Below are 12,692 nucleotides of genomic sequence, written 5' to 3'. Positions count from 1 at the left end.
CGATCTAAGGCTACCGGATTCGTCGAGGCCGTCACGCGGCTTCGGCGTTGAGGACGCGCCCCGCGGGCTCGCGGGTGTGGGCCCACGCGGGGAGCGCGGTCAAGACCGCGACGGCCAGCAGGATGGCGAGCGCGGCGGTGAGCAACCACGATCCCGGGGGCGTGACCGGCGTGGCGAAGAGCCAGTACAGGCCGAGCCCGGCCGGAACACCCGCCGCCACTCCGGGCACGGCGGGCAGGAGTTGCGTGACGCAGTGCGCCGCGACGACCTGGCCGGGGGTGGCGCCGAGGGTACGGGTGATGGTCAGAGCGCGCCGGGCCTGTACGGCGGTGCCCCAGCTGAGGAGCACGGTGTTGAGCGTGGACAGTGCCACCAGTGCGAAGGTGACGGCGAGCAGCACCTGGCCGGTCTGGTCGGTCCGCACTTCGATGGGGCCGAACCGCTTGACGGCGGGGGCCGCGTCGAGCTCGGCGTGGAAGGTGAGCAGCGCGGTGACCATGATGGTGGTGGCGGCGGTGCCGGCGGAGGCCAGGGCGGCGCGGCCGGGCCGGCGGGCGAGCAACCGGAGGCCGAGCAGCAGCGAGGTGGGCAGGTAGGCCGTCACAGCGTTCAGATGCGGGTGGTGCGTGAGCATGTGCGCCGGGTCGGCCAGGGTCTGGACGGTGCTCCTGCGGGCGGCGCGCACGGCGGGACCGAGCGCACCGGTCACGGCGACCACGACGGCGAGGAAGACCGCGGCGAAGACGGTGCCGGAGTCCGGAGGGCCGACGGTGTCGAGCAGCCCGGCGCTGGGGTCGACCACGTGGGGCGCGGCCAGCGTCCCGGCCGCCAGTCCGAGCGCGGTGGCCACGAAGGTCAGCAGCAGGTACTGCGCCAGCAGTACGGCGGTGACGGTGCCGGGGCCGGCGCCGACGGCCTTGAGCAGTGCGGCACGCCGGTTGTCGCGGGCGCCGCGTGCGGTGGCGAGCGCGGCGAGGGTGACGATCGCGGCTGCGGCGAGCAGCCAGCCGCCGACGACCAGGGCAGGCTGGGTGTTCCTGATCATGGCCGCGTCCGTCTCGAGGACGGTCTGCCAGTCGTGGGTGTTGACCCAGGAGTCGCCTCTGCGGTCGTCGGTGAACACGGCGTCGCTCCATCGGAGGGACTCCGTGGGGTCGGTCAGCTTCAGGTGGATCAGGTAGACACCGGGGATGTCGCCTGCCGCCGCGCGGGCGTCGGCGGTGGTGAGCCAGATCCTGCCGCCGTAGTCGGACGGCCCGGGCCCCTGGGCCCAGTCGCTCCACGGATACACCGGGGTGGCCGCGCTGATCGCGATCCCGACGACCGGATAGCCGCGCTTGCCGATGGTGACGCGGGCGCCGACGCGCACGCCGAGTGCCTGCGCGAAGCCGCGCTCGACCACCGCGCCGCCGGGACGCACCCAGGTCCCGGAGGTCACCAGCGGCCGGTCCACGGCGGACGGTGAGGTGTCGCGCCCCTCGACCGAGGAGCGCGCGGTCTGACCGTGTGCCCGGATGGTGGTGTCGAACGCGAAGACCGGGTCGGCCTGCGTGGCCACGCCGGGCGTGTCCGCGAGGCGCTCGGCCAGGCCGGACGGGTCCGTGTCCGTCGTGATGGCGGTGATGTCGGGGCCGGCGGTGGCCACGCGGGTCTTCAGGTACGCGGTGGCCAGCGCGTTGCCGGTCGCCAGCCCGAGGGTCAGGGAGGCGGTGGCGACGGTGACGGCGACCAGGAACACGAGGGCCTCGGCGGGACGGCGGCGTAAGTCGTGCAGCATGAGACGCCATATCAGCAGCAGGTGTCCCACGGTCAGTCCTCCCAGCTCAGCAGCGCGCCGAGCCCTGTGCCGCCGTGGCCGTGCCTCCTGCCGCGGCCGTTGCCGTCCAGGCGGGTGTCGTCTGCCAGCGTCCCGTCGCGCATGGAGACGACGCGGTCCGCCGTGGCGGCGACGCGCTCGTCATGGGTGACCACGACCAGGGTCTGGCCGGCGGCGCGTAGCTCGTCGAAGAGCCGGAGGATGTCGTGGGTCGCGGCGCTGTCGAGGTTGCCGGTGGGCTCGTCGGCGAGGACGACCAGCGGATCGTTGGCCAGGGCGCGGGCGATGGCGACCCGCTGCCGCTGCCCGCCGGAGAGCTCGGAGGGCAGATGCCGGGCGCGGTGGGCGAGCCCGACCTGGTGGAGAAGTTCCGCGGCGCGGTGGCGGGCGGCTCGCGGTGAGGCGCCGGCGAGCAGCGCGGGCAGCTCGACGTTCTGCGCCGCGCTCAGCTCGTGCATCAGGTGGTGGGCCTGGAAGACGAACCCCACGGAGCGGCGCCGCAGCCGCGCCAGCGCCCGTTCGCCGAGGTGGTCGATGCGCCGGCCGCCGAGCCACACCTCGCCCTCGCTGGGCCGGTCGAGCCCGCCGAGGAGCTGGAGCAGCGTGGACTTGCCGCAGCCGCTTGGTCCGGTCACGGCGAGCGTCTGCCCGGCGGGAACATCGAGGTCGACCCCGTCGACGGCCCACACCAGGCTCTCGTCCTCCCCGTACGTGCGCGTCAGGCCGACCGCCCGCAGCGCCGGCCCGGCCGCCTCAGCGGCCGGTCCCCAGCCCGGGCTGCCGTTCGTGTCACTCCGCGACGACCGGTCCATGACCTGCGGCACGACTCTTTTCATCCGTTTCCTTCGCCTTCCCCGCGTGGGGCACGGGCGGACCAGGCCCGCTCGCACGCCTCCAACCAGCGCAGATCGGCCTGCAGCCGGAGCGCGATGCCCTCCAGAAGCAGTCCGGCCTCCGAGTCCGTGTCGTGAGCAAGGGCGGCGCGCTGGGCCTCGGCGAGGCTGCGCATCAGCTCCCGCCGCCGCGCGTCCACGAGCGCGAGCGGGTCGGCCAGACCCGACTCAGCGGCGGCCACCAGCTTCAGATGGAACTCCGCCACATCCGCTCTGGGCCCCGCGCTCTCGGCCATCCATGCGGCCACCCGCTCCTGACCGGCCGCGGTCAGCGCGTACACCTTGCGCCGCGGGCCGCGCACCGGCGCGTCCTCACGCTCCTGGACGACCAGGCCCGCCTTCTCGAGCCGGGTGAGCGTCACATAGATCTGCCCCGCGTTCAGCGCCTCCCCCAGCGGTCCGAGCGCGGCCGCCAACCGCTGGCGCAGGTCGTAGCCGTGCGACGGCTCCTTGGTCAGCAGCGCCAGCACCACGTCCTGCACGGACCACCCTCCTCTGCGACCCCTCAATAGATAGCGGTTAGCCAAAAGGGCGTCAATCCCGGTCCGTGAACCCAGCCGCGGCCGGGGAGGCGGACCGGGAACGGCCCCGCTCGCGCCGAGGCGCGGGCGGGCGCGATGAGGTGCCTACCGCGTCAGGCCCGGGGCGGAACCGGCCACCTGGGCGTAGCCGGCGGGGCGGCTGGTGAAGGAGCCCCTGCCCTGGGTGCGGCCGCGCAGCCGGGTCGCGTACCCGAACAGCTCGGCCAGCGGCACGGTCGCGGTGACCACGACGGTGCCCGCCCGCGCCGCCGAACCGGTGACCCGGCCGCGCCTGGCCGCGAGGTCGCCCAGCACCCCGCCGACGGCGTCCTCGGGCACGGTGACCGTGACCTCGGCCAGCGGCTCCAGCAGAGCCATCTCACCGGCACGCAGCGCCTCCCGCAGCGCGAACCGCCCGGCCGTACGGAACGCCATCTCCGAGGAGTCCTTCGGATGGGTCGCGCCGTCGGTCAGCGTGACCCGCAGGCCGGTCACCGGATGACCTCCGAGCGGGCCTCGGCGAGGGCGTCCCGGCAGCCGGCCTCCACCGCTCCGACGTATTCGCGCGGCACCCGGCCGCCGGTGACCGTGGACCGGAACACGAAGCCCGCGTCGTGCTCCAGCGGCTCCACGTCGAGCACGACGTGCGCGAACTGCCCGGCCCCGCCGTCCTGCTTGACGTGCCGGTACAGCAGCCCGGACACCCCGCGCACCACCGTCTCCCGGTAGGCGACCCGGGGCCGTCCGACGGCGACGTCGAGCCCGTGGGCGCGGCGGAGCTTCTCCACCGCGACCTCCAGGTGCAGCTCGCCCATCCCCGACAGCAGCGTCTGGCCGGTCTCGGGGTCGGCGCGGACCGACAGCGAGGGGTCCTCGTCGGACATCCGGGCCAGCGCGGTCGCGAGCCGGTCGGCGTCGCCGCTCCCGCGCGGCTCGACGGCCACGGATACCACCGGCGAGGCCGTGACCGGCGGCTCGAGGACCAGCGGCGCCCCGGGAGCGCAGAGGGTCGCTCCGGCGCGGGCCGCCTTGACCCCGGCGACCGCGACGATGTCCCCGGCCGTGGCGCGGTCCGTCTCGGTGTGCCGGTCGGCCTGCACCCGGAGGATGCGTCCGATCCGCTCGGTGCGCCGGGCGCCGGCGTCCAGCACGACGTCTCCCCTCCTGATCGTTCCCGAGTACACGCGCAGGTAGGTCAGCCGCCCGGTGGGGGCCGCGTGCACCTTGAAGACCAGCGCGGCGAACGGCGCCGCCGGATCGGCGGGCCGCTCCTGCTCGGACCGCTCCTGCTCGGGCCCGTCCCACGCGGCGCGTACGGGCGGCACGTCGGGCGGTGCGGGCAGGTAGGCGACGACGGCGTCCAGCAGCGGCTCGACGCCCCGGTTGCGGTACGCCGACCCGCACAGCACCACCACGGCCTCACCCCGCAGGGTCAGGTCGCGCAGGGCGGCGGTCAGGGTCGGCGCCGAGATCTCCGGCCGGGCGCAGAACTCCTCCAGCGCCGCCGGATGGAGCTCGGCCACCGTCTCCTCGAGCAGGCGGCGGCGCCGGCGGGCCTCGTCCCCGAGGGCCTCCGGCACCGGCCCCTCCGTGACCGTGTCACGGCCGGCGTCCCACACCAGCGACCGCATCCGCAGCAGGTCCACCACGCCGGTGAACCCGTCCTCGCGCCCGATGGGCAACTGGACGACCAGCGGGGTGACCCGCAGCCGCTCGCGGATCGAGCCGGCCGCCGTGTCGAGGTCGGCCCCGGCGCGGTCCATCTTGTTGACGAACGCGATGCGCGGCACGCCGTACCGGTCGGCCTGCCGCCACACCGACTCGCTCTGCGGCTCCACGCCGGCGACGGCGTCGAACACCGCCACCGCGCCGTCGAGCACCCGCAGCGACCGCTCCACCTCGTCGGAGAAGTCCACGTGACCCGGGGTGTCGATCAGGTTGATCCGGTGGCCGTCCCACAGGCAGCTCACGGCCGCGGCGAAGATGGTGATCCCTCGGTCGCGCTCCAAAGGGTCGAAATCGGTGACGGTGGTGCCCTCGTGCACCTCGCCGCGCCGGTGGACGGCGCCGGTGAGGTAGAGGATCCGTTCGGTGACGGTGGTCTTGCCCGCGTCGACGTGGGCGAGGATGCCCAGGTTGCGGATGCCGGTCGGCGGGACGAGGTGATCGCGGTTCAGGTCGGCGCGCATGGCCATGCCCTTCGGGAAGGTTCCTACGGTGGCGGGCGCGATTGGCCTGACGAGACGGGCCGGCCGGATTCAGGCCGGACGCCACCCCTGGAACGGCCATGGCCGGACCGCCGGCGAGACCGGCGGGCGGTTACGAGCGGGGCAACGCGGACTCGGCGCGCGGGCCCGCATGCGGCCCCAGCGGGGGCCGAGTGAGGGCCGAGTGAGGGCGCAGTGGGAGCCCAGTGGGAGCCCGGTGCCCGCTCCGCCCCGGCCAGGGGTGCGGAGTTCGTCAGGAACGTCCGGTGGCGGCCGCGCGGCCGGTACCGGGGAGCGACGTAGACACCAGGATCACCTCGTGCCGTGACCGGAGGACGACGACCGCGATGCGCTGGCGCACGGTCAACTCCCCTCTCTCGGTCAAGGCGCGCGCCGCGGCGTGGCGGCGCGCGTGATCAGTGGCGAGTGTACGGAAACCGCCCCGGGGCCGGAAAACGGTTTTCCGCTTCGACGAACACGCGGCCCCTACTCCCGCGGGCAGGCGCCGGTGGCCAGGCCGTAGGCGACGGCGTAGCGATGGCCGAGGACGCCCGCGACGTTCCCCCGGCCGACGACGGTGCCGGGGGGAAGCTCGCGGGCCAGCACGCCGAGCACCTCGTCGTCTCCGGCCGGACCGCCCACGACCACGACGCTCCCTCCGCCACGCCCGCCGAGGGAGTCCAGGGCGTCCAGCGCGCGGCGTACGGTGGCGCCGAGGACCTCGCGCTTGACCGCGAGACGAAGAGCGCGCCATTCGGCCGGGCTCATGGCGCTGGAGAACGGCAGCGGCCCGGCCGGGCCCGGGACGGCGAGCCAGCCGACCGAGCCGGGCGGGGCGGGCGAGTCGAGGAACACCCGCGAGCCGTCCTCCCCGAGTGAGACGTGCGGCGTCTCGAGCCGTACGCAGGGCCCGCGCTTCACCCAGTCGGCCGCGCCCCGGGGGATGCCGAGCACCGCGCCACGGACGCCGTGAGCAGGTCACCGGCGCCCGCGGCCACGACCTCGCCCGGCGGGCCGACGACGTCGACCGTGCCACCGCCCAGGTCCACGACCAGGGAGTTCCGATCCGCGCCGGGAGTGGAGAGGGCTCCCGCACGGGCCGCCGCCGCCTCGCTCGGGGCCCGCCGTACGGGAACCGTCCCGCTGCCCGCGAGCCGATCCGCCGGCGTGCGGGCGGTATCCTCGTCCGGCCGCGCCGGCCCCGGCGAGACGGCCGGGCCGGGCGATCCCACGTCGAGGCGCACGGGCGGCGCGGCGGGGGCGGAGGCCGACATCTCGGCCACCAGCAGGGACCTGGACCGGCTCGTCCCCGCGCGAGCACCGGCCGTCGCGGCCACCCGGCTCAGGTCGGCCACTGCACGCTCGATCGTCGCCTCCGGAGCGTTTGGTCCGACCGAATCGGCCTGACGATTGGCGAACCGGGCGACGACGGCACAGGACACGTCGTACAGCTCCGCGCAGATCGCCGGCGCGTCGTCCCGCTCACCGGGACGCGCGGCGACGAACAGCGCGTCGGACAGGTGGCGCAGCGGACGCCCGGGCGGGCGCACCTCCACGGCGACCAGTTCCGCGGCGGCGACCGCCGTGACGTCGACCTGGTCGGCGACGGGCAGCGGCCGTCCGATCCGGTTCGCGATCAGGCGGCCCTCGTCGCCCTCGGCCAGCACGCCCAGCAGTGGAATCCCGGCGTCCAGCGCCGCCCGGACGAGCCGGGCGGCCTCGGCGTATCCCAGGTCGCGCGGCACGAGCGCGATCACGTCCTCACCGCAGGGCAGGTCATCCGGCGTCAGGCGCAGGGGGCGGCCGACCGCGACGCCCTCCCCGCCGGGGGTGGGGCTGCCGGCGGCGACGATCCGGAGGCGTCCGGTTCCGGCCGCGACGACGGGCACCTCCACGGTCGTCGTGCGCACCGGGCGCATGGGGGCCATGACGACCTCGGCCGCGGCCTCGCCCAGCCCCCGCTCCAGGCGGCGCAGCAGGGCCGCCGCCCCGGCCAGCGACGACGGCGAGCCCTTCGGGCCGCGCGTGACGACCCTGTCCCAGGCCACCGGGACGCCGTCGCGGACGATCACGACCTCCGTGGTCGCATTGCCGACGTCCACGCCCGCGACGAGCCCGCTCACCGCAACCTCCGGAGGAAGCCCGGGCCTTCAGCTTCAGGGCCGGGAGGAATCCGGACCCCGTAAAAGTTGGCCCGGCGAAGCCCGGACAGCCTTGAGCGAGAAGCGCTCACGACTTTGCTCCTTTCGCTGACGCTCAGGCAAAGCGCTCGTAAAATGCGAACATGCGTACGGCTTACAAGGTGCGGGTCTACCCCACCGCCGAACAAGCCGCGGTGCTGAACCGCACGTTCGGCTGCGTACGCCTGGTCTGGAACACGGTCCTGGCCTGGCGGCAGGCCCGCTACCGTGCCGAGGGCGTGACAACCTCCTACGCGCAGACCGACAGGTACCTGACCGAGCTGAAACGCGACGGGGACCATGACTTCCTGTACGAGGTCTCCAGCGTCCCGCTGCAGCAGACGTTGCGGCACCAGCACACGGCGTTCGTGAACTTCTTCGCCGGACGCGCCCGCTATCCGCGGTTCAAGTCGCGGCATAGCCGTCAGTGCGCGACCTACACCCGCTCGGCGTTCCGCTGGCGCGACGGGCGACTGTTCCTCGCGAAGATGGACGAACCGATCGCGTTCGTGTGGTCCTGGCCCGAGGTCGACCCCGCCACGATCAACCCGACCACGGTGACCGTCTCCCGCGACCCTGATGGCCGCTGGTACGCCTCCCTGGCGGTGGAGGCCGAAACCGGACCCGAGCCGCTGCCCGCCACCGGCGGCCAGGTCGGCATCGACCTCGGCGTGAGCGACTTCGCCATCCTGTCCACCGGCGAGAAGATCCCCAACCCCCGCCGCCTGGAGCGCAAGGCCCGCAACCTCGCGAGGTACCAGCGGCGTATGGCTCGAAAGCAGCGCGGCAGCAACAACCGGGCCAAGGCGAAGGCGAAGGTCGCCCGCGCCCACACCAAGGTCCGGGACGCCCGCGCCGACTTCCTGCACCGCACCTCCACGCGGCTGGTCCGCGACCACGACCTGATCGTGATCGAAGACCTCAACATCAAAGGCATGGTCCGCAACCGCTGCCTGGCGTGGGCGATCTCCGACTGCGGGTGGGGCGAGTTCCGCCGCCAGCTCGAGTACAAAACCCGGCGGTACGGGCGGCGCCTGGTCGTGATCGACCGCTGGTATCCCAGCTCGAAGACGTGCAGCGCGTGCGGGCACCTGCTCGCCACGCTCAGCCTTTCCACCCGGCACTGGACGTGCCTGGACTGTGGCACCCGGCACGACCGGGACGTCAACGCCGCCAAGAACATCCTGGCCGCTGGTCGAGCGGTATCTGCCTGTGGAGCTGACGTAAGTCACTCCGGGTCCTCCCGGATGCGGTCGGCCGTGAAGCAGGAAGCCCAGCCCGCGAGGGTGGGAATCCCTCGCCTGTAGCTTTAGACGGGGAAGGAAGTCAACGGGTTAGGCCCCGCCGTACGTACACGTCGCGGGCCTGCCGGACGAGCGCGGCGTTGCGCGGGCAGCCGCGCTCCTCCAGCCAGCCGGCCAGCGCGGACAGCTCCCCGGCCGTGGCGCGGCGCGGGCGCAGCGCCTCGTAGACGCGCATCACGTCCTCGTCGGAGATGCGGGCCAGTTCGGCGGCGCGGCGCAGGTTGGCGGCGAGCTGGGGGTTGCCGTGCCGCTCGGCGGCCACGGCCTGCGCCTCCAGCGTCTCGGGGGAGATGCGCAGGTCGTCGGCCGACACCTCGCCCCGCCGCACGGCCTCCAGCGTCACCGCCTCGACCGGCCGCCCTGAGTAGGCGCGCAGGCGCGGGTCCGTGCCGGTCATCGGCCGCCTCCTCCGCCGTTCCCGGCGACCGGACGGCCCGTGAGAGCGCCCGCGTGAGCGTACGTCAAAGAACCAACTCCTCGGGCAGGGCGCCGGGCCGGCAGTGGGCGCGTTCGATGGCGACGAGCGAGACGACCTTCGTGTGGTAGCGCGCCTCGATCGCCTCGTCCGTATACGGGTTGCGGGCGGGCTCGGGGGCGCCGCCCTTGGCGTGGCGGCCCGCGTTCACGCCCATGAGCCGATAGTCGGCGGCCGACAGCACCGGGGCGATGCTGTACAGCTCCAGGTTGGCCAGCGGCGCGAGGTCACGGCGGTGGATCAGCGCGGTGCCCTTGGCCTGAAGGCCGATGCCGATGCCCGAGCCCGCGAGCCGGGCCGCCGACAGGCCGATCATGCCGAGGTCGATGGTGTCGGCGAACCGGACGATCCGGGCGGTGCAGCCCTCCTCCTCCAGCCCGGCGAGCAGTTCGCGCAGGACGTCCACCACGGGCAGCCCCGAGAGCGTGACCCAGATGTCGCGTCCGGTCGCGGGGGAGACGCCGATCACGACCTCGCGCGGGTCCCCGCCCTGCGCGGCCGGGCCCGCCGGGCGCAGCGCGTCGCGGGCGTGTGCGGCCTGCTCCCGCCGCAGGTCCTCGACCGAGCGCTGCTGCCGGATCGCGTCGATCTCCGCCTGCCGCTCCGGCGAGGGCTCGTATCCCGTGCCCGGCCCGGAGTAGTCGTTGGGATCGGTGACCAGCGACAGCACGCGCATGTCCGGCGTGAGGATGGCCGCCGTCTGCAGGCAGTCGCCCGCCACGCGCACCTTGAGCATGTCGAGCAGCCGCTCGGCCTCCGGCTCGAAGCCCGTCTCGTACAACGCCGTCACCACGTCGGCCATGGTGAGGCCGGTCTCGCGGATGGTCCGGGCGGCGTGGGTGACGGCGACCGGGTCGCCGGGGGCGAGGTCCTTCGAGCCGGCCGCGTCCACGGCGGCGGCCACCTGCTCGTCGGTGAAGTCGGCCAGGCCGAACCACTCGTACACCGCGCGCACGGCCTGCGCGGCGCGCTCGCGCAGCGCCGCGATGTCCGCAGGATCGGCCGTGCGCAGCCCGCCGTCCACCCCCCAGTCGCGCTGCATGGCCAGGTAGTCGTCGACGTCCTCGGCGTTCCAGTTGGACGGGCCGAACATGTTGTCGTAGCGCTGGATCGAGCCGAATCCGCTGCAGACGAAGTCGGAGCCCGCCAGGAAGATGGGCAGCGTGCGGGAGGTCCTGCGCACGTCCGACTCCGACATCAGCGCGTCGTTGCCGGAGCAGGACTCCAGGTTCCGCGCCATCACCATGACGTTCTCGGCCATCAGTTCGCGCACGCCGCGCGGCACGGCGCCCGCGACACTGGCGCCGTCGATGCCGCCGTTCTGCACGCCCTGCGCGCCCATCGCGCGGGCGAGCGACACGCAGCGCGACTCCAGGTAGAGCATCGACCGGCGTTCGGCCCCGCCCATCAGCACCTCGGCCCCGGCGCCGGACGAGACCCGCATCTTGATGCCCCTGGAGGCGTACGCGCCGGTCAGGAAGGCCTTCGACCACGGCGTGTCGTCGCCGTCGGTGAAGACCTGCTCGGTGCCGTAGAGCGAGACCGTCTCGGCGTACGACACGAACCCGCGCAGGCCGAGCTCCAGTTCGAGCGCCTCCTCGACCGAGCACTGTACGAGCACACCCGGCGAGCCGACCGCCGCGCCGATCGAGACGGCGACCGCGTTGGACGGCGCGTCGGCCAGCACGGGCACGGTGGTCTCCAGCTCGCGGAAGCCGAAGGCGGCGGCGGTCGCCGCGTCGGCCGCGAGCAGCAGCGGGTCGTCCAGCCGGTTGGTGACGTGCGCCTGGTTCGAGGGGGTGCGCCGGGCCCGCAGCTTGGTCATCGCCATCACCAGCTCGGCGGGCCGCAGCAGCGCGAGCACCCGGGCCAGCTTGGCCGGGGTCGTCCCCGCGCACAGCCGTACGACCTCGGCGCGGGGCACGCCCGGGTCGACCATCATGCGGGCCAGCGCGACGTCGGGCAGTGCCATCGCCTCGGCGGCCACCGCGAGGTCGAGGCCGTGCGCGGCGATGAACGCGTCGACGGAGTCGAACTCGTCGGCCCGCACGCCGTCCATCTCCACGACCACGCCGTCCTCGACGACCAGGCCGGGCTCGGGGTCGTACGGCGAGGCCAGCGCGACCAGGCCCAGCTCGGGGTTCTCGACGGCGAACCCGTCGAGGTTGACCCGCTGGGCGTCCATGAACCTGACCCGCCCGACGGGCCGCTCCTCATGGGGACCGGTCACAGGGCCGCCGCCATCGCGCGCAGCCGGGCGTGCGCCCCGCCCATGGGGGCGGCGCCCTTCAGCACGGCCTTCGGCAGCTTGGCGGTCATCGTGTAGACCGTGTCCACGACGTTGGCGACCGGGGTGAGCGCCGCCTGCGACACCAACTGGTAGGCGTCGAGCGTGGACAGCCCGGTCTCGGCGGCCAGCCACTTCGTCAGCTCCGCGTGGGCGATGCGGAACGCGTCCTCCAGCGGTTTCGCCGAGCCGGTGGTGATGATGAAGTCGTCGTTCTCCAGGCGGGGCCAGGGACAGGGCGTCCCCTTGATCAGGTCGACGATCACGACCGTGTCCATGGCCGTCTCGACCGCGACGCCGCAGGTCTCGCCCTCGCCCTGGCGGGCGTGGCCGTCGCCGAAGGAGAACAGCGCGCCCTCGACGTTGACGCCGAGGTAGCAGGTGGTCCCCGCGCGCATCTCCGGGGTGTCCATGTTCCCGCCCCAGTCGCCCGGCGCGAGCGAACTGCGCACCTCGCCCAGGGCCGGCGCCACGCCGACCGTGCCGTGCATCGGGTCGAGCGGCAGGTCCACCTCGTACGGCGACTCCAGGGCGCTGTAGCGGACGAGGCGGGCCTGCCGGTCGATCTCGTAGATCCAGGTGCGCTCCGGCAGCGCCTCGTGCAGCAGCGCGGTGGTGCCGGTGCCGGTGAGCGCGCCGAAGAAGGGCACGGTCGTGCTGACCCCGCGCGCCTCCCTCGGCTCGATGGACACGAAGTGGACGGCGAGGGTGTCCCCGGGCTCGGCCCCCTCGATGTAGAAGGGGCCGGTCTGGGGGTTGATGAACCGCGGGTCGCAGACCTCCGAGACCCGGTCGCTCGCCGACCTGACCCGGCCGGCGAAGCAGTCGCGGGTCCAGGTCGACAAGGCCGTGCCCGGTTTGATCGACAGCACCGGCGCGGCGCCGCCGAAGGTGTAGGTCAGGCCCGCCGGGTCCGCCTCGGGATCGAGGTCGTACGACACCGTCATCGTCTACTCCTTACGTCGTGTCCCGTGATCTTTCTCGCCTACTGCGGTCGCCCAGATGGCGC

The 12,692-nt window shown here is 73.9% G+C and carries 9 protein-coding genes and 1 pseudogene; 1 reads left to right on the top strand and 9 read right to left on the bottom strand.

What is annotated here, in order from left to right:
• Positions 1–31 precede the first annotated feature (31 nt).
• From B1L11_RS27535 to B1L11_RS27510, 6 genes and pseudogenes are all read right to left on the bottom strand, one after another.
• The gene (locus B1L11_RS27535; protein ID WP_079317498.1) at positions 32–1,807 is read right to left on the bottom strand and encodes an FtsX-like permease family protein; all 1,776 of its coding nucleotides are present in this window, start codon (positions 1,805–1,807) and stop codon (positions 32–34) included.
• 2 nt (positions 1,808–1,809) lie between these two features.
• Positions 1,810–2,652, bottom strand: a complete 843-nt coding sequence (locus B1L11_RS27530) for an ABC transporter ATP-binding protein (RefSeq protein WP_256862934.1) — start codon at positions 2,650–2,652, stop codon at positions 1,810–1,812.
• A complete protein-coding gene (locus B1L11_RS27525; protein ID WP_079317496.1) occupies positions 2,649–3,191 on the bottom strand; it encodes a PadR family transcriptional regulator in 543 nt (180 codons plus the stop codon). Before B1L11_RS27525 ends, B1L11_RS27530 begins: the two co-directional genes overlap by 4 nt.
• Before the next feature lie 144 nt (positions 3,192–3,335).
• Positions 3,336–5,419 (bottom strand): annotated as a pseudogene (gene fusA / locus B1L11_RS27520) (elongation factor G).
• 504 nt (positions 5,420–5,923) lie between these two features.
• On the bottom strand, positions 5,924–6,391 hold the full coding sequence (locus tag B1L11_RS27515; RefSeq protein ID WP_079317494.1) for a diol dehydratase reactivase ATPase-like domain-containing protein: 468 nt from the start codon (positions 6,389–6,391) through the stop codon (positions 5,924–5,926).
• Positions 6,355–7,560 (bottom strand): diol dehydratase reactivase ATPase-like domain-containing protein, encoded by a 1,206-nt coding sequence (locus B1L11_RS27510; RefSeq protein ID WP_079317492.1) that lies wholly within the window; start codon positions 7,558–7,560, stop codon positions 6,355–6,357. The genes B1L11_RS27515 and B1L11_RS27510 overlap by 37 nt, the downstream gene beginning before the upstream one ends.
• Positions 7,561–7,721: 161 nt before the next feature.
• On the opposite strand from B1L11_RS27510, the gene B1L11_RS27505 reads away from it, so the two are divergent.
• Positions 7,722–8,924: an RNA-guided endonuclease TnpB family protein gene (locus B1L11_RS27505; protein WP_079317490.1), complete on the top strand. Its 1,203-nt coding sequence runs from the start codon at positions 7,722–7,724 to the stop codon at positions 8,922–8,924.
• Positions 8,925–8,943: 19 nt separating this feature from the next.
• Here B1L11_RS27505 and B1L11_RS27500 read toward each other — a convergent pair whose 3' ends face one another.
• From B1L11_RS27500 to B1L11_RS27490, 3 genes are all read right to left on the bottom strand, one after another.
• On the bottom strand, positions 8,944–9,318 hold the full coding sequence (locus tag B1L11_RS27500) for a diol dehydratase small subunit (protein ID WP_079317488.1): 375 nt from the start codon (positions 9,316–9,318) through the stop codon (positions 8,944–8,946).
• A 64-nt stretch (positions 9,319–9,382) separates the two neighbouring features.
• Positions 9,383–11,626, bottom strand: coding sequence for a propanediol/glycerol family dehydratase large subunit (locus B1L11_RS27495; RefSeq protein ID WP_218671351.1), 2,244 nt, complete (start codon positions 11,624–11,626; stop codon positions 9,383–9,385).
• The gene (locus B1L11_RS27490; RefSeq protein ID WP_079317486.1) at positions 11,623–12,630 is read right to left on the bottom strand and encodes an acetamidase/formamidase family protein; all 1,008 of its coding nucleotides are present in this window, start codon (positions 12,628–12,630) and stop codon (positions 11,623–11,625) included. The genes B1L11_RS27495 and B1L11_RS27490 overlap by 4 nt, the downstream gene beginning before the upstream one ends.
• Positions 12,631–12,692 lie beyond the last annotated feature (62 nt).

It is taken from the genome of Microbispora sp. GKU 823, assembly GCF_002027145.1.
Lineage (GTDB): Bacteria > Actinomycetota > Actinomycetes > Streptosporangiales > Streptosporangiaceae > Microbispora > Microbispora siamensis.
This window is presented reverse-complemented; position numbering and strand designations above follow the sequence as displayed.